Source organism: Streptomyces sp. NPDC002676 (assembly GCF_053592455.1).
In genome coordinates this window covers 1-17,070 of record NZ_JBSFVT010000028.1, presented here as the reverse complement: position 1 = coordinate 17,070, position 17,070 = coordinate 1, and the positions used below count along the sequence as shown (strand labels likewise).

Genomic DNA, 17,070 nt, shown 5'->3' with positions numbered 1-17,070 from the left:
CTGACTCCACGACGGGCGACGGCTCCCCGCCCGGGCTCCCCCGCTCCGGCAGCGGTGACCTGATGCACCATCACGTCCGACCGGCCATCGCGCCACCCTCGTCCGCGCGGTCAGGACTGCCCGGATGCGAGGGCCGACAGCGGCCTGGGGCCGGAAGGCGGCTCGGCCTGCTGCCTCTGGCTCCGGGCGCGCAGCGCGAGCGTGGCCAGGAGGCCGATTGCGACCGGCCCGACGAGGACGAGAAGGACCGTGTGCAGCCTCCAGCCCGCGTCGACCATCAGGCCGCCCAGCAGACCGCCGAACACCGGACCCAGCTTTCCCGCACTGTTCGCCCAGCTGATTCCGGTGGCACGCACGGACGACGGGTAGGTGACCGCGGCGATCGCCTGGAGCACGGAGGTGGCCGCCGGCAGGCAGAGCCCGAGGGCGAACCCCGTGACGAGCAGCCCCGCGAAGTGCTCGGCCCACAGCGCGGCCGCTCCGAGGCCGAGCACGCTCAGCACCCACAGGACCGCCAGCACCCGGAACCGGTCGAATCGCTTGAGGACGAAGGACACGGAGAGCTGTCCCATCAGGCCGCCCCATCCGAACGCTGCGACGCCCAGTGCGGCCCGTGCATCCGACAGGCCCGTGTCCTCGGCCAGCTGGGGCAGGTAGCTGATGATCAGGTACGCGATTCCCTGCCCCAGGAACAGACACAGCCACAGCAGGAGGGTGGTGGGGGCGAAGTCCCGTGAGAGAACGATCCGTGGCGCGGGCCGCGAGCGTCGCTGCACCGTGGTCCGGTCCCACACCACACGGGACAGATCCTGGTCGGGAGCGACAGCGGCGAGGGCTCTGTGCAGCTCCGCCTCCGGCCGCCCTCGGGTGGCGAGCAGGCTCACGGACTCCGGGATGAACACCACGACCGCCGGGATCACCAGCAGGGGGACGATCCCGCACACCACCAGCAGCGTGTGCCAGCCGAACGCGGGAATGAGGACCGAGGCGAGAATTCCGCCGACGGTGGTGCCGGCCGTCACCCCGGCAAAGGCCAACGCGATCATCTGGACCCTGCGCTTGGCAGGCGTCCAGTCCGCGACAAGGGCCATCATGGTCGGCAGCACCGCGCCGAGTCCCAGGCAGGCCACGAGCCGCAGCCCGGTGAGGACGCCGATACCGGGCGCGAGCCCCATGCCGGCCGTGCCCAGGCCGAAGACGGCGGTGCCGATGACGGCGACGCGCTTGCGCCCGTACCGGTCGGCGAGCGGGCCTGCGGCGATACCACCGACGATCATCGCCAGGACGCTCAGCGTCACGATGGCGGTCACCGTGCGGCCTTCGGTTCCCCAGTCGTCCTTGATCTTGGGGTAGATGAAGGCTGCGACGGTGGTGTCGAGTCCCTCGGCCACCATCGTGAGCAGGCCCAGCACCACGATGAGCCACTGCCGACGGCTCATCGGATTCTGGTCGATGAACTCTTGCGGACTCAGCTGTGCCGCAGCATCCGCGGTCATGGCGGACCCTTTCCTCCGAAGGTACATGGGAGACGCGCAGGCCTTGACCGCTCGGCGAACGACACGTGCGGCATCTGCGCCCCTAGGCGACCGTGCCCACCGTCCCTGCCGCGTGTTCGAGCTCGTCGGCGGTGTCCTTCGGGCGGCCGAGGATCCGGTTCAGCAGGGGCCCTGTCATCGCGGTCGTGAGCACGGCCATGACGACCATGAGGGAGTACAGGTCCTGTTCGAGGAAGCCCAGTTGCAGGCCCACGTTCAGGACGATGAGTTCGGTCAGGCCGCGGGTGTTCATCAGCGTGGCGAGCGCGGCGGACTGCCTCACCGGCATCCGGTTCAGGCGGGCGGCGGCGTACGCGCCGGTGAACTTGCCGCCGACGGCCACGAGCAGGATCAACGCCAGGGCTCCCAGCCCGCTCGCGTCCAGCTTCGAGAGATCCACCTTGAGACCGGCGACCAGGAAGAACACCGGCAGCAGCAGCGTGCCCGTCATCTGCCCCATGTGGTCGTGCAATTCGGCGCGGAGCCGTTCGGTGCCGGTACGGGGCAGGACCACACCGAAGAGGAACGCGCCGAAGATGTAGTGGAGCCCCACCCACTCGGTGGCGGCGGCGGACAGCAGCAGGCCCGCGAGGACGCACGCGAACACGGTCGGGGTGAGCCGGAATGCGGGCCGGCCGGCTGCGAAGCGGTGCAGCAGGGGGCGCACGACGAAGAACATGCCGAGCAGGTAGGGAATGGCGAGCAGGATGCGCCACTGGTCGGCGCCGGCCGAGCCGTTGATGGCGACCACGGCTGCGAGCAGGACCCATGCGAGGGCGTCGCCGATGGAGGCGCAGGCCAGTGCCATCACGCCCAGCGGGGTGCGCGCCATCCGCCGGTCGGTGAGGATGCGGGCCAGTACCGGGAACGCCGTGATCGCCATGGCGATGCCCATGAAGAGCATGAACGCCGTCTTGTCGCCCTTGCCGTAGTCGTCCATCAGGTAGAGAGCCAGGAGCATGCCGAGGCCGAACGGCACCAGGATGGAGCTGAGTGAGACGGTGGCGGCGAGGCTTCCGCTGCCACGGATCGTCGCGGCGTCCCACTCCAGGCCGATGATGAACATGAAGACCGCGATGCCGACCGCGGCCAGGGCGCTGAGCAGAGGCTGGACGGCCTTCGGGAACAGGGCGTCGGAGACCGCCCCGTGAAACAGGGTCGGTCCCAGAGCTATCCCGGCGAGGACTTCCCCGATCACCGCCGGCTGGCCGAGCCGTCGGGTCAGCGCGCCGAGCAGGCGTGCCAGGAGCACGATGACGGCGAGGCTGAGGAGAAGTGACGTGGTTTGATGCGTGTTCATGCGTTCTGTCTCCGTAAGGCGGGCGTGGGGCGGGGCCAGGGCAGCAGCTGCACTGCGGTGCCGTCGGTTCCTGTCCAGGTTCGGGGCAGGTCATGCCGCCATCGGCTGCGGGTCGATGCCTGCCAGGGCGGAGAGGATCGGCGGTCGGGTCCAGTCCATCGGGGACAAGGTGATGTCGAGCGGCTGCCGCGTATCGCCCTTCACCTGCACCGGGCCCACGGTGGCCATCAGCAGGGTGAGGTCCGCACCGGTGGCGCTGTCGGGGTGCCTGCCCTGGGCCACCGCATGGATGTACCACGTGCCGGTGGGGATCCGGGCCAGTGTGAAGCGCCCCGGCGCGCAGGCGTTGCTCCAGGAGGCGGGGGCGCCCTGCAGTATGGCGCCGTCGAACGCTCCGATGTAGGCGGTCCGCAGTTCGGCACCGGTGGTGCGCAGTACCCCCGTCACCGAGCCGGTGCACCGGGCCGCAGGCACCGGCACGGCCGGCGCCGCTTCGGACAACGCGTATTCCGGCATGTCGCCGCGGGCCGAGAGCGACAGCTTCCGGTACTGCGTGGGAGAGAGCCCGACCGACTCGGTGAAGCGACGGGTGAAACTCCCCGAACTGCTGTATCCGACCCGCACCGAGACCTCGGCGACATTGAGCGAGGTGCTCAGCAGCAGGCGCTTGGCCTCCTGGAGCCGCACAGCACCCAGAAACCTTCCCGGAGTGACACCGGTGACCCGGCTGAACACTCTCAGGAAGTGGTACTTGCTGAGCATCACGCTCTGCGCAAGATCATCGAGGGTCAGCGGCTCCCAGAAGCGTTCATAGATGGTGGTGACGGCATGCCGCACTAAGTGCTCCATGAAAGGCTCCTGATCTGCGTGGAGCGCAAGCAGGGGGTTGGGCTCAGCTGTTGCGGTAGGTGGCGCGCACGGCCATGTCCGCCAGTTCGTTCCGCCACACCGGGGCTATGGGCGCACCCGCCATGGCACCGCGGCCCCGCTCGACGAGGCCGGCGATGTGCCGTTCGACGTCCTCGGGAACACCGGTGGCCTTCAGGCGCAGATACACCTCGTCGGGGGTGTGTCCCGGCTGCGTCATCAGGGTGCGGATCTGCTCGTCCCGCTGCATCGCCCAGCCCAGCAGCAGCGTCATCTTGTGCTGGCTGAGGTCGAGACCGGTGGGCTTGCCGGTCTCCGCGGAATCCCCGAACGCGTCGAGCAGGTCGTCGCGGAGCTGGAACGCCTCGCCCACCGCCTCGCCGTACTCCGCGAAGGCGGCGGCGAGGTCGGGCCGTCCCGCCCCGCTCGCCCCCATGACCAGCGGCCGGTGGATGGTGTAACGGCCGGACTTGATCAGGGCGACCAGGCGGGAGAGGCGGGGATCGACCGAGAACTCGGCGGCTGCGGCGACATCCAGGCACTGGCCGAGATGCACTTCGGAGCGCAGGCTGTGCCACTCCGCACGCATCCCCGACGGCGCCTCGGACATCAGCTCGTCCGAGTAGACGAGCGCCAGGTCGCCGATGAGGATGGCCATGCCCTCGCCGAACCGGCGCGACTCGCCCCGCCAGCCGCGGGTCTCGTGCAGTTCGGAGAAGGCCGTGTGCACGGTCGGCTTTCCGCGCCGCTGGGAGGAGTTGTCCAGGACGTCGTCGTGGATGAGGAGGGAGACGTGCAGCAACTCCAGGCCGGCAGCCGCCGCCACGATTCCGGGGTCGTTCGGATCACCGCCGGCGGCGAGATAGCCGGTGATGCAGAAGGTGGGCCGCAGCCGCTTGCCGCCCGCCGTGACCATGTCGGACAGCGCGTCGAGGGCGACGACCGCCCGTTCGTCCACCTCGGCATAGCGGGCGCGCTCGGCCGAGAGGAACGAGCGCAGCTTGTGCTCCACCCGCTGCAGCAGGTCATCAGTGATACGGCGCACGGAGGCGGTCGTCTCCTGACCGGCGGCGGGCCAGGAGTTCACTTCGGTAGTCACTGCATATCTCCTTGAGCGGACCTATGAGCCTTTGAAGCGGGGCGTGGTGAACGGCACGGCCGACCTCGGACTCGGGTGGTCGACGTGTCCCGGGGGAAGCACGAGAAGAGGCGATGGCCGTGCGTACGTCGCCGGGGGCGGCCGATCGCGGGTCACGCCTGCTGCTGAAGCCGCTCCTCGAGCCGGCGGGCCAGCGCCAGCCGCTGCACCTTCAGCGTGGCCGTGCGGGGCAGCTCGGCCTGCAGGATCTGCACCGGCTCGGCCAGCTGGGGGAAGTCGGCGACGGCCGCCTTCCAGCGGTCCCGGTCCAGCGGCTGGTCGCCCTGCGTGCAGATCACCGGGACCGCCTCGGAGTTGGGGCCCTGCACGACGACCAGTTCGGTCAGCTCGTCCATCTTGCTCAGGACGACGTCCTCGATCTCCAGGGAGCTGCGCACCCCGGGGATCATGTCGACCTCACGGTCGAGCATGTGCAGACAGCCGAACTTGGTGAAGTAGCCGATGTCACCGGTCCCCCACCACTCGCCCTTGCGGTTGCTGTCGTAGCGGTCCTGCTCGCCGTAGTACGTCTTGGCCAGGCCGGGCCAGGCGACCTCGATGCGGCCGGGGTTCTGCTCCGTCGGGCGCTGGCCGTCGCGGCTGACGACGCGCACCTTCGCCGCACCCCACGGCATGGCCCAGCCGACGCAGCGCCCGTTCGCCTTGTGGGCGGAGTTGCGGAAGTAGGCGCGGCCGACGGCGGGGCCGACCTCGCTCTGGCCGTAGATCTGGAAGAACAGCGCACCGCGCCGGGCCGAGGACTTGAGCAGCTTGCTCATCGTCCCGGGGTGGATCGCGTCGAAGGTGCTGCTGAACACCTTCACCGACCCGAACGGCATCCGCGGGTCCTCGGTGAGCCCCTCCCACTCCATCAGGGAGTTGGGCAGCGCCTCGATGAGGGCCGGGCGGTGCTTGAGGAAGTGCTCGGCGACGACGGCGGGGTCCGACTCCCGCATGAGCAGGACCGGGTACGCCTTCAGCAACGCCAGGGACATCGCCGCGACCATCCGCGAGTGCACGAAGGGCACGTGGATCGCGACGGTCTCCTTCTTCCGCATCAGGGACAGCAGCCGCCACTGCGGCAGCAGGCGCAGCCCCTGGGTGCGGGCCGTGTGCACCACGAGCTTGGGGATGCCGGTGGTACCGGAGGTGTGGGTGATGACGGCGGCCTCGTCGATCGGCCGGACAACCGGCTTGACCCGCGGCGAGCCGGCGAGTTCGGCGAGCGAGACGGTCCCCGGCCTGTCGTCGGCCGAGGTGATCACCCGCCGGGTGATGTCCGCCAGCGGCACCTCGGCGAGGACGTCGAGCTTGGCTCCGTCGGTGAGCAGCGTCGGCTGGTCGACCCGCTGGATCAGGACGCCCACGGTCTTGGCGTCCAGGGCCGGCGAAAGGTTCACGACGACCGCGCCGATACGGGACACCGCGGCGGCGAGCATCCAGTGGTCGGCGTTGGCGGTCTTGTAGATCACGACGCGCTCGTCGGGCCGGACACCGGCCGCCCACAGGCGGGCCGCCAGGTCGTCCACGTGGTCGGCGTACTGGGCCACCGTCAGACGCCGCCCCGCCTCGGGCAGGACGTCCAGGTCGTGGTCCAGGATGATCGGCGTCGACCCGTTCACGGCCGCGGCCATCTCCGGCAGAAGGCCGATGTGAAGACCGCGCTTCTGTATCGACTTGTAGGCTATTGAGCCCTTCATGGGGACTGTCTCCTTTGGAGGCGCGAGGCGAGGTCGACGACGCACGTGCGGGATTCCCGGCCGTGGCGGGTGCTGACAGCGGCGCTTGCCGAAGCGGCGGCGGCCTGGGGGAGAGTGCGTGCGCTACGCGGCGCTCGAGGTGGACGTCGCGTGGGTCCGCAGCGCGGTACGCAGGGCCGTCGCGACCCGTTCGACCTGGTCCGTGCTCAGCTCGGCGTGCATGGGGATGGCGAGCTGGCGCTGGAAGAGGTCCGCCGAGACCGGGCACTTCTGCTTCGTCTCGAACACGGGCTGTACGTGGGCCGCGAACGTGCCGTGGCCGCAGCCGATGCCCTGGCCGCGCAGCTCGGCGGCGACCGCCGCGCGGTCCACGCTCGCGTCCAGCGTCACCATGTAGGTCTGCCAGGCGTGGGTGCGGTCCTGCGGAACGGACGGCAGCGTCAGGAGTTCCTCGCCGGCGAGCAGTTCGCCGTACCGCGCGGCGACGGCGTCGCGGCGCTGAAGCAGCTCGTCGATCCGGCCCAGCTGCACCTGAAGGATCGCCGCGGCGATGTCGGACAGCTTGAAGTTGTAGCCGATCTCGGTGAACGTCGGGATCGGCAGGCCGACGACGTTCCCCATGTCGAAGATGCTGCCGATACCGAAGGAGGAGCGCAGCCGCGCGTCCTTGCCGATCTTCGGGTCGCGGGCGAGCAGCGCGCCGCCCTCACCGCTGGAGGCGCCCTTGCGTCCGTGGAAGGACAGGCAGCCCACCTCGGCGAGCGCGCCGGCCTGGCGGCCCTGGTACGTCGCGCCGACGGCGCAGGCGGCGTCCTCGACGAGGAACAGGCCGTGCCGGTCGGCGATCGCCTGGAGTTCCGTGTAGTCGGCGGGCATGCCGACCGTGTCCACCGCGACGATCCCGACGGTGCGCGGGGTGACCAGGTCGGCCACCGCCTGCGGGTCGATGGTGTAGGTGTCGGGACGCACGTCGGCGAAGACCGGGACCGCGCCGACGTAGAGCGCGGCCTGTGCGGGCGCCGGGAACCCGTAGTCGGCGACGATCACCTCGTCGCCCGGCTTGACGCCGAGCGCGAGCATGGCCAGGTGCAGCGCGGCGCCGCAGTTGCTGACCGCGACGGCGTCACCGACGCCGTACTTCTCGGCCAGCTGGGCCTCCAGCGCCTTGCCCCTGGGGCCCTGGCCGGCCGGCCAGCCGGAGGCGAACACCTCGGCCACGGCTGCCAGTTCCTGCTCGCCGAGGCTCGCGTGAACGAGGGCTATCGGTTCTGTCGTGGTCACTTTCCGCTCCGCTCCGCGTTCGTTTCCTGGCCGGGGATCCGGGGGGCCGGCGGTTCGTAGCGCAGCGGCGTGATCTGGCTGACGTCGTACCGCTTGCGCATCTCCTCCACGGCCACGGGGTCCACCGCGGTGCCGCGCGACCAGATCTCCGCGATCTCCTCGAAGTAGTCCTCGTGATCGGGCGAGGGGAAGCACTGGAAGAGCATTTTCACGGCCTTGTCCGTGGCGTTCCTGAACGCGTGCGGGGTGCCGGGCGGCACGAACATGCAGCTGCCCTCACCCGCGCGGATCACCCGGTCGCCCTTGGGGGACTCCCAGTGGTGCCAGCTGTCCTTCGTGCGCTCGGTCGGCTCGAAGCACAGGAGATCCAGCTCGCCGTCCAGGACGTAGAAGAACTCCTGGGACTGGTTGTGCACGTGGGCCCCGACGTCGAATCCGGGCGGCACGATCACCTCGAAGATCGAGACGGAGGATCCCATCTCCTTCGTGGCCTTGAAGGTCACCTCCTGCGCCGGGGTGATCAGCTTCCGCCCCGCGCCCGCCGGAAGGATGAGGTCAGTCATACGCTTCGCTTCCTTTGTCCGTGCACGGGTTCAGACGACGGTCTGCGGGACATCGGCCCCCCAGGTGCCGAGCGCCATCTCGGCGGTGATACCGGGACCGAAGCCGGCGATGAGACCGGTGGCGCCGACGGCCGGGGTGTCCTCCTCGAACAGCCTGCGGGCCGCGTCGAGTACGACCGCGCTGGCGATGTTTCCGTACTCGGTCAGGGTCGCCCAGCTGTGGCGGAACACCTTGCGGTCGACCTCGAGGAACTTGGCGAGGTCGTCCAGGATCCGCGGGCCGCCGGCGTGGACGATGTAGAAGTCGAGGTTGCCGGCGTCCATGCTGTTGTCCTTGGCGAACTCGCGCAGCACCGGGGCCAGCGGCTCCATCGTCCCGGGCACCCGGCGGTCCAGCTGGAAGTGGAAGCCGGTGTCGCGCACGTCGTAGGAGATCCAGTCCTCGGTGTTCGGGATGAGGTACGAGGCGTTGTGCTCCAGGTCGATGCCGACGCCCCCGCTGCCGCGCACCACGGCGGCGGCGACCGCGTCACCGAACAGCCCGTCGGACAGCAGGGAACCGATGTCGTCCGCGTCCGGCTGGTAGCACAGGGAGCACAGCTCGCACGACACGATCAGGACGTTGCTTCCCGGGTGGGCCAGGCAGAAGTCGTGGGCGCGGTTGATCGCGGCGCCACCCGCCGCGCAGCCCAGCTGCGCGATGGGTATCTGACGGGTGTCGGAGCGGAATCCGAGCTTGTTGATCAGCCATGCGGTCAGCGACGGCATCAGGAACCCGGTGCACGACACGTAGATGATCGTGTCGATGTCACGTGCCGTCAGTTCGGCGTTGGCCAGGGCCTGTTCGATGACTTCGGGGGTCCGCTTCTTGGATTCGACCTCGTAGATGCGGTTGCGTTCCGTCAGGCCCGGGTGGTGGAGCGTCTTCTCGATGGGCTGCACGAGGTGCCGCTTCTTCACGCCCGTGTTCGTGATCAGTCGGAGCGCCAAAGGCAGCTGCGGCTTTCCGGCGTGGACTCGTGATGCAAAGTCCAGAGTCTCTTCCATCGTGATGACGTATTCCGGCGCTTGCATCGCGGGCTTGCAGAGCCTTGGCATAGCTGGGATCTCTTTCTCTAGGTCTGCCATCAGTACGTGAAGAGTCGTTCGCGCACGCCCGGTGCCCCTGACGGGGCGACAGCGGGGGGTCGGCTGGGGGGCGGTGCCCGTCAGCAGATGGAGATCCGGACCGGCGGCGCTGTCCAGATGACCGCCGTACGCCACCGGGTGGAGGTGCCCGTGCCCGTGCGGACGCGGGCAGGCGTGAAGCGTCCGACGCTTCACGCGGCCGAGGCCGCTGGAGGTTGGGGAAGCGCGCCGGACGGCGAGGAACGGGGATATGCATCGCGCGCCGTGGCGCTGGACGGCCGACGGCACGCGCGTGGTGATGAACGGTCAGCGCGAAGAGCCCGGCAGCCGGTCGGCGGTCAGCTCGACCGTTGCACCCGGCGTCATGCCCAGCACTCTGCCCGGTCAACGATCCACATCGGACCCAGGGCGGATTTTGGGCAGGAAAGGCGTGCCGAAATAGTGACACGGTTGGCTTGTCCGCGCCAAGGGCACCCCAAAGTGACCTGGCTCACGCACCTGTGGTCGCGGAGGTCAGCCCGTCGTGTTCTGTTCCGGCGGCAGGATCAGGGTGGGTTCGAGGACGACGCGGGCGGCCGGCTCCTCGTGGACCCGCACCAAAGCGGGCCGCGCGCCCCGCTGCTGGCGCCACCCGGCCTGTGCGACCACCACGGCAATGTAGGGGATGCCGACCGCGCCGACCAGGGCGCAGACCGCGAAGACCGGCCAGCGGTTCCAGGTGAGGGCCATCAGGGCCACACAGGCGGTGCGCACCAGCATGGCCATGAGGTAGCGGCGCTGACGGCCGCGCAGGTCCCCTGTCAGGCCGGTGCGGGCCCGGGTGATGGACTCGGCCCGTGGGGCGCCCCGGCGCCAGGGGGTTGTGGTCATCGGGCCTCCGTGGACACTCCGGCACGCAGGCCGGACAACCGGAAAGGGAGCGGGCCCCGGCCCGAGTGGCCGGGAATGGTGCGCAGTGCGGGCGTTCGTCCGATCTACGGCCGCGCGCTGCACCGCGGCGGCGCGCGCCGGCGCCGTACGGCCGGGTCAGGGATGGCTGCCGCGCGCCGCGCGGCAAGGGACGACCGGCGTCACGGGAGATGGTGGAACGACGGCGGCGCGGGTGACCGTCTTCTGATCACCCGCGCCGCCACTGCTGCCTCGTCCCTCGGCGACGTACGCCGGGTCAGTGCAGTTCCTGCTCCGGCTCCCGCTCCTCGGCGGTGCGCTTCGCGCCGGATTCCAGCTGCCCGTTGGGCGAGCCGTGCCCGTTCAACGAGCCATGCCCGTTGGACGAGTGGGAGAGATGCGCCCGGGCCTGCTCCAGCTCCTTCGGCGTCGGCTTCGCGACCTGTCCGCCGTACAGCCAGCGGCTGAGCCGGTAGCGCAGCACCTCCTTGCGGAGCTCCGGGTTGGGCACACCGTCGCGTTCGGCCACGGGCGCCGACAGCGGCGCGTAGTTCTCCGTGGCCAGCAGCGCGTACTCCTTCCCGCGCGGCAGGCGCTCGTGCACCTCGACGAACTCGCCGTGCGGCAGCCGCTTGATCCGCCCGGTCTCGCGGCCGTGCAGGAGCTTGTCGTGGTCCCGCCGCTGCAGGCCCAGGCAGATCCGCCGGGTGACGACGTACGTCAGCGCGGGCACGAGGAAGACGCCGATCCGGACCGAATAGGTGATCTGGTTCAGGGACAGATGGAATTCCTCGGCCAGGACGTCGTTGGCTCCGCCGAAGAACAGCACCAGGTACAGGGAGACGAACGCGATGCCGAACGCGGTCCGCGTGGGGTGGTCACGCGGCCGGTCGAGGAGGTGGTGCTCCCTCCTGTCTCCGGTGACCCAGGCCTCCAGGAAGGGCCAGAGGGCGATCACGCCGAGCATCAGCGTGGGCAGGACGACGGCCGGGAGCAGGACGCCGAGGTTGACGGTGTAGCCGCCCCAGAGGGTGAACTCGCACGGCGGCATGGCGCGCAGGGCGCCTTCCAGGAAGCCCATGTACCAGTCGGGCTGGGAGCCCTGGGAGATCTGGTCGGGCCGGTAGGGGCCGTATGTCCAGATGGGGTTGATCTGCGCGATGCCCGCCAGCAGCGAGAGCACGCCTGCGACCAGGAAGAAGAAGCCGCCGGCCTTGAACGTGTAGTTCGGCCAGAAGGGCTCGCCGACGACGTTCTGGTCGCTGCGGCCCGGACCCCGGAACTGGGTGTGCTTGTGGTAGAAGACCAGGATCAGGTGGACCGTGAGCAGGGCGACCACGATGGCCGGGATCAGCAGGATGTGGAAGCTGTAGAACCGGTTCACGATGTCATGTCCGGGGAACTGGTCGCCGAACAAGAACATGTGCAGATACGTGCCGACCAGTGGGATGGCCAGCAGCACACCCGAGGCGATGCGCAGGCCGGTTCCGGAGAGCAGGTCGTCGGGCATCGAGTACCCGACGAAGCCCTCCAGGGTGACCAGCACCAGCATGGCCATGCCGAACAGCCAGTTGACCTCGCGCGGCTTGCGGAACGAGCCGGTGAGGAAGTGCCGGAGCGTGTGCAGGCACAGGGCACCGATCATGACCAGGGCCGACCAGTGGTGCAGCTGGCGGATGAACAGGCCGCCGCGCACCTCGAAGCTGATCTTGATCGTGGACTCGTAGGCCTCCGACATCCGGATGCCCTGGAGCGGGACGTGCGGGCCGTGGTACACGACCTCGCCCATGCTCGGCTTGAAGAACATGGTGAGCCAGAGCCCGGTCAGCAGCAGGACGATGAAGCTGTAGAGCGCCACCTCGCCGAACATGAACGACCAGTGCTCGGGAAAGACCTTCCGGACAATGAAGCGGAAGTTGTAGATGCCGAGCCGGCCGTCCGTCCAGTCGGCGATGCGCTCGCCCTTGGACGCCTCGGTGCGCGTACTCGGCGGTGCCGTTTCGGTCGCGCTCATACCCGCGCACCCTCCCCTTGCCGCTGGACTGTCACAGGCACATCGGGTCCGGCCGGCGAGCGGTCGGTGATCGGAGCGGCCTGCCGCGGCGGTGCAAGCGGGCCCGTGCCTTGGAGCAGCTGAAACGCTATCGACGCGTGAGGCGGACGAACAACCGCCCTCGAGTCTAAGCCCAGTCTAAACTCGAGCCGTTCTCGAGTGAGTTGCGAGTCGGCAAAGAGCATGTGGACCTTCTTCGGACTCAACTGGGCTTGCTTTGCAGGCTCGTTATGAGTGAATTTCAGCCACGCATCACTCAAGTGCTCCCGCGCAGACGCCAGTTGATCTGCGTGTGTCATATATGAAGCGTAGGACGGTGCTCCGGACGGCGCACGGCCGGGTACGGCTTGCCGCGCGGTTTTGGCCGCATGGCGCTTACGACCGCCGCCGGTCTGGCCCACGGTCATCCAGGGCGGGTGCTGCTGTTCGCCCTGCCCCGCGGATATCATCAACGACCCTGCCGCGCGGCAGATCTGGAGACGGTACGGCTCTGCGATGCCATCGACGAGGCTCTCCCACCCCCGAGAACCCCCGGCGGTGACGGGCGGCCCAGGCCGCCCCAGGCGTGCACGAGCGGTTATCGAGCTGTGTCGACACACTGTCAGGACATTGGCGGCGGAGTCCTGCAAAATGTGCCCCAGAACGCCGCGCCCCGAGTATGCCGTGCCCCGGGACCGCTGTGAACCTGCGGTCCTGTCCGTGGTGAGGCAGCGACTGCGAGGAGGACGAGACATGGCGAGGACAGGCCGCCGGCTCCGGGAATGGCTGGGTACCGACCGCCGCCCGGCAATGCCCGGACGCACTTCACCGACGATCGTGCCGGTGCCCTGGCAGCGCTGCGACGCACTGCTCGACTCCACCGTGAACCGGTTCACGGGACGGCATGTCGAGCAGCTGTGGTGGCGCTGGTACGGGCCGCTGGACACGGAGCGGTTCGTCACCGCCTGGCAGTCCGTCATCGACAGGGAATCGATTCTTCGAGCGGCCTTCGAGTGGGACGCGAGGCCGCGCCTCGTCCTCCACGCACACGCCCACGCCGAGGTCGTACGGCACCGGCCAGGCACCGTCGACTGGGACGAACTGCTGGAGCAGGACCGGCTGTACGGCTTCGACGTGAGCCACCCCGGCCCGCTGCGCATCACCCTCGTCGACACCGACGTACCCGACGTCACGCGGGCCCTGCTCACCTTCCACCACGGGCTGCTGGACGCCCGCAGCGTCCTCCTCCTGCAAAGGGAGTTCAGCCGCGCCTACCTCGCGGGCGGTGTGCTTCCCGGCGGCGAGCGCCGGCCCGACATCCGCGACTGGATGCGCTGGCTGGAGGGCCAGGACACCACCGCGGCACGGGACTTCTTCCGCCGGACCCTGCCCGCGGAACCCCCCGCCGTGATGCCCGCGCTGCCCGGCCCCCGCACCCGGCAGCACGGACACGGCCGGGCCGAGGCGCGGCTGGCCGCCCCCGACGTGGAGCGGCTGCACCGGTGGGCGGCCCTGCGGGGCCTGCCGGAGTCCAGCGTGCTGCACGCTGCGTGGGCGCTGCTGCTCTACCGCGCGGCGGACACGACCGGGGCCGTCCCGGTGAGCTTCGGCATCACCGTCTCCGGGCGCGGTATCGCCCTGGACGGTGCCGAGCGGGTGGTGGGACCGATGCGCAGCTGTCTGCCGATGACCGCCGTGGTCGACCCCGCCCGGCCGATCGGCCGTCTGCTGGCCGACCTGCGCGACCGGGCGCTGGACATGGCGGCGTACGAATGGGTCTCCGCCGGGCAGATCCAGGAGTGGACCGGCCACTCCGCCCGGCTGCCGGAGAGCGTGGTCTGCATCGAGCCCACCCCGCGCGCCCTCCCCGGCCTGCGGGCCCAGCTCGACGACGCCGGCATCCGCTACGGGCGCCGGCACACCGGCGGTGCCCACTCACTGCCCGTCGCCCTGCACGTGCGGGACGACGCCGACGGCTCCCGCGTCCTCACGGTCCTCCACGACCGCACCCGCATCTCCGACACCGACGCCGGCCTCCTGGCCGACCAGTGCGCCCGCCTCCTCGGCCGCATCCCCGCCCTCGACGACACCGAGCCCGTGACCGGGGTACTGGCCGCGCTCGCCGAGACCGGGCCACCCCGCGTGGCCCCGCCGCGCCGCGGGACGCGGCACTGACGCAATGGGGGCCTCGGCTCGGGCATGACGTACCGGCGGCGCCTGGCTGTCCGGGGCGCTGATCGACTCCCCACACGTCAGGGCCGCTCGACGTGGCCCAAAGGCGGGCCGAGCCCGGTCGGCCGGGGTCGGCCCGGCAGCGATGCCCGACAGGAGGAGGGCACGTATGCAGAGGGAAGTGGCCTTGGCGTCGAGGGGCCGTCCGCGTTCGTGCCGGTGTCAGCTCAGACCGTGCGGGCCACCAGGCGGCGGCCCGGGGCGTTCGGGGCCGTTGTCGCCGAGGCCTCGGGGCGGGCCATGAGAATCGAGCGCTGCATGCGGCTGAGCGCGGCGGACGGCTCCAGGCCCAGCTCGGAGACGAGCGTGGTGCGCAGGCGCTGGTAGACGTCGAGCGCCTCGCCGCGGCGCCCCGAGCGGTGCAGGGCCAGCATGAACTGTCCGTGCAGGCTCTCGTGCATCCGGTACTGGTTGACCAGCACCGTCAGCTCCGGCAGCAGCTCGCGGTGTCGGCCCAGCCTGAGGTCGGCCTCGATGCGCTGGTCGAGCGCGCACAGCCGCGCCTCCTCCAGCCGCCTGGACTCCATGTCGATCCGGATGCCGGCCTGGACGTCGGTGAGCGCGGGCCCGGTCCACAGCGAGAGCGCGTCCGCCAGCCGGCTGGCCGCGCCGCTGTAGTCCTCGGCGTCCATGGCCCGGTAGCCGGCGCCCGCGCGGCGCTCGAACTCCCGGAAGTCGACAGTGCCGTTCCGCGTCTCCAGGCGATAGCCGCCGGGCACTGTGGCGAGGATGTCCTTGGGGGTGCACTGCTCGTTCTCGCCGTGGTTGAGCGCCTCGGCGATCAGCTCGCGCAGCTGCAGCACGTACGTCTGCAGGGTGGTACGAGCGCTGCGCGGGGGCCTGCTCCCCCACAGCTCCTCCACCAGCGCGGTCACGGGGACCACCTGGTCGGCGTGGAGGGCGAGCAGGGCGAGAACCTGCCGCGGCTTGGGCGCCGTCGGTACTATCGACACACCGTTTTCGCGCACTGACAGCGCGCCCAGCACTTCGATGTCCACGTTCTCCCCCATGAGTTCAGGCAAGAGACCGGTGTTCGGCCGTTCGCGCTTCCGCCGCCGGGTCCCGTGCTCTGCTTGATTCTGGACACCCTGATAAAAAAACAGCACAGTCGGTTTGTCAACACAGGCCCGTCATCGCGCCACCCGAGCGGCGACATCCGGCCACCTGCATATCGAACCGACGTTCGCTCAACACCCCACCCGGCCTGGAGAAAGTGCAGGCTGAGGCTGGAGTTCCGCTTCCGCAACGCACCGAGCAGCGGAAACATGGAGCCGACGGAAGTCCGGAATGGCCCGCTCGAATCATCTGGATATGTGCGGCGTCCCCGGCCTGCTTCGGTCACCCCGCGGGACGGGGCGCGGCCGAGCCCGGTACAAGCGTCAGAATTCGGCCATAACACGGCCTAAAATCCCGGCTAAAAAAACGGATCGGTCTGCTTGCTTCCAGGTTCTGGGCCGGTCGCCCGGTCTCCTGGGACACCGACCCGGCCTCAGTCGAGACAGAACTCGTTGCCCTCGATGTCCTGCGTGCGGCGAGGCGCTCTTCACCCACGAGCCCGGTGCCGACCCGCACGTCGAGATGCACCCGATTCTTTACGACCTTGCCTTCGGGAACGCGCTGGAAGAACAGCCGCCGTCTCCTCGACGGCGTCCGCCAGCGCGCCCTTGCCGGCAGAACAGGGCTTCCCGCGTGCACACCGCACGTTCCTGCTCGGCCATCAACTGCTTCGCTACTGCGGTGGGTTGCCGTGCTTGCGCGAAGGCAGGTCGGCGTGCTTGGTGCGGAGCATCGACAGGGAGCGGATCAGCACCTCGCGGGTGTCGGCGGGGTCGATCACGTCGTCCACCAGGCCGCGCTCGGCCGCGTAGTAGGGGTGCATCAGCTCGGCCTTGTACTCCTTGACCATGCGCTCCCGCATCGCGTCGGGGTCGTCGGCCTCGGCGATCTGCCGGCGGAAGATGACGTTCGCGGCGCCCTCGGCGCCCATGACGGCGATCTCGTTCGTCGGCCAGGCGTAGGTGAGGTCGGCGCCGATGGACTGCGAGTCCATGACGATGTAGGCGCCGCCGTAGGCCTTGCGCAGGATGAGGGAGATGCGGGGCACCGTGGCGTTGCAGTAGGCGTAGAGCAGCTTCGCGCCGTGGCGGATGATCCCGCCGTGCTCCTGGTCCACGCCGGGCAGGAACCCGGGGACATCCAGCAGAGTCACGATGGGGATGTTGAAGGCGTCGCACATCTGGACGAACCGGGCTGCCTTTTCGCTCGCCTCGATGTCCAGGACGCCGGCCAGGTTCTGCGGCTGGTTGGCGACGATGCCGACGACCTGGCCGTCGAGCCGGGCCAGCGCGCAGATGATGTTCCGCGCCCAGCGCTCGTGGACCTCCAGGTACTCGCCGTCGTCGACGA

13 protein-coding genes and 1 pseudogene are annotated in these 17,070 nt (G+C 69.8%); 1 reads left to right on the top strand and 13 read right to left on the bottom strand.

All coding sequences use genetic code 11. From position 1 onward, the window contains the following. Window positions 1-110 precede the first annotated feature (110 nt). The 10 genes from ACWD3E_RS39140 to qcrB form a co-directional block, all read right to left on the bottom strand. Window positions 111-1,496: an MFS transporter gene (locus ACWD3E_RS39140; protein WP_451392256.1), complete on the bottom strand. Its 1,386-nt coding sequence runs from the start codon at window positions 1,494-1,496 to the stop codon at window positions 111-113. An 82-nt stretch (window positions 1,497-1,578) separates the two neighbouring features. After that, window positions 1,579-2,835: a cation:proton antiporter domain-containing protein gene (locus tag ACWD3E_RS39135; protein ID WP_451392255.1), complete on the bottom strand. Its 1,257-nt coding sequence runs from the start codon at window positions 2,833-2,835 to the stop codon at window positions 1,579-1,581. 90 nt (window positions 2,836-2,925) lie between these two features. Next, on the bottom strand, window positions 2,926-3,684 hold the full coding sequence (locus ACWD3E_RS39130; RefSeq protein ID WP_451392254.1) for a helix-turn-helix transcriptional regulator: 759 nt from the start codon (window positions 3,682-3,684) through the stop codon (window positions 2,926-2,928). Window positions 3,685-3,727: 43 nt separating this feature from the next. Next, window positions 3,728-4,801, bottom strand: a complete 1,074-nt coding sequence (locus tag ACWD3E_RS39125; protein ID WP_451392253.1) for a polyprenyl synthetase family protein — start codon at window positions 4,799-4,801, stop codon at window positions 3,728-3,730. 152 nt (window positions 4,802-4,953) lie between these two features. Then, window positions 4,954-6,540, bottom strand: coding sequence for a class I adenylate-forming enzyme family protein (locus ACWD3E_RS39120; RefSeq protein WP_451392252.1), 1,587 nt, complete (start codon window positions 6,538-6,540; stop codon window positions 4,954-4,956). Between the two features lie 123 nt (window positions 6,541-6,663). Continuing rightward, on the bottom strand, window positions 6,664-7,821 hold the full coding sequence (locus ACWD3E_RS39115) for a DegT/DnrJ/EryC1/StrS family aminotransferase (RefSeq protein ID WP_451392251.1): 1,158 nt from the start codon (window positions 7,819-7,821) through the stop codon (window positions 6,664-6,666). After that, window positions 7,818-8,384 (bottom strand): cupin domain-containing protein, encoded by a 567-nt coding sequence (locus ACWD3E_RS39110; protein ID WP_451392250.1) that lies wholly within the window; start codon window positions 8,382-8,384, stop codon window positions 7,818-7,820. Before ACWD3E_RS39110 ends, ACWD3E_RS39115 begins: the two co-directional genes overlap by 4 nt. A 30-nt stretch (window positions 8,385-8,414) precedes the next feature. Then, the gene (locus tag ACWD3E_RS39105; protein WP_451392249.1) at window positions 8,415-9,482 is read right to left on the bottom strand and encodes a type III polyketide synthase; all 1,068 of its coding nucleotides are present in this window, start codon (window positions 9,480-9,482) and stop codon (window positions 8,415-8,417) included. Window positions 9,483-10,025: 543 nt separating this feature from the next. Further along, a complete protein-coding gene (locus tag ACWD3E_RS39100; protein WP_451392248.1) occupies window positions 10,026-10,382 on the bottom strand; it encodes a DUF3099 domain-containing protein in 357 nt (118 codons plus the stop codon). A gap of 295 nt (window positions 10,383-10,677) precedes the next feature. Next, a complete protein-coding gene (qcrB, locus tag ACWD3E_RS39095; RefSeq protein ID WP_451392247.1) occupies window positions 10,678-12,414 on the bottom strand; it encodes a cytochrome bc1 complex cytochrome b subunit in 1,737 nt (578 codons plus the stop codon). A 771-nt stretch (window positions 12,415-13,185) separates the two neighbouring features. On the opposite strand from qcrB, the gene ACWD3E_RS39090 reads away from it, so the two are divergent. Further along, entirely contained in the window at window positions 13,186-14,607 is a 1,422-nt protein-coding gene (locus ACWD3E_RS39090; protein WP_451392246.1) for a condensation domain-containing protein, read from the top strand. A 224-nt stretch (window positions 14,608-14,831) separates the two neighbouring features. On the opposite strand, the gene ACWD3E_RS39085 is transcribed toward ACWD3E_RS39090, so the two are convergent. The 3 genes and pseudogenes from ACWD3E_RS39085 to ACWD3E_RS39075 all read right to left on the bottom strand — a co-directional run. Then, a complete protein-coding gene (locus ACWD3E_RS39085) occupies window positions 14,832-15,662 on the bottom strand; it encodes an AfsR/SARP family transcriptional regulator (protein ID WP_451392293.1) in 831 nt (276 codons plus the stop codon). Window positions 15,663-16,191: 529 nt separating this feature from the next. Next, window positions 16,192-16,296 (bottom strand): annotated as a pseudogene (locus ACWD3E_RS39080) (VOC family protein); the annotation flags it as partial. A 97-nt stretch (window positions 16,297-16,393) separates the two neighbouring features. After that, the coding region (locus ACWD3E_RS39075; RefSeq protein ID WP_451392245.1) for an acyl-CoA carboxylase subunit beta at window positions 16,394-17,070 on the bottom strand (677 nt) is incomplete at its 5' end.

Coding starts and splice junctions, on each gene's coding strand:
- ACWD3E_RS39140 (WP_451392256.1), bottom strand. CDS start 1,496: ATGACCGCGGATGCTGCGGCACAGCTGAGTCCGCAAGAGTTCATCGAC.
- ACWD3E_RS39135 (WP_451392255.1), bottom strand. CDS start 2,835: ATGAACACGCATCAAACCACGTCACTTCTCCTCAGCCTCGCCGTCATC.
- ACWD3E_RS39130 (WP_451392254.1), bottom strand. CDS start 3,684: ATGGAGCACTTAGTGCGGCATGCCGTCACCACCATCTATGAACGCTTC.
- ACWD3E_RS39120 (WP_451392252.1), bottom strand. CDS start 6,540: ATGAAGGGCTCAATAGCCTACAAGTCGATACAGAAGCGCGGTCTTCAC.
- ACWD3E_RS39110 (WP_451392250.1), bottom strand. CDS start 8,384: ATGACTGACCTCATCCTTCCGGCGGGCGCGGGGCGGAAGCTGATCACC.
- ACWD3E_RS39105 (WP_451392249.1), bottom strand. CDS start 9,482: ATGCCAAGGCTCTGCAAGCCCGCGATGCAAGCGCCGGAATACGTCATC.
- ACWD3E_RS39100 (WP_451392248.1), bottom strand. CDS start 10,382: ATGACCACAACCCCCTGGCGCCGGGGCGCCCCACGGGCCGAGTCCATC.
- qcrB (WP_451392247.1), bottom strand. CDS start 12,414: ATGAGCGCGACCGAAACGGCACCGCCGAGTACGCGCACCGAGGCGTCC.
- ACWD3E_RS39090 (WP_451392246.1), top strand. CDS start 13,186: ATGGCGAGGACAGGCCGCCGGCTCCGGGAATGGCTGGGTACCGACCGC.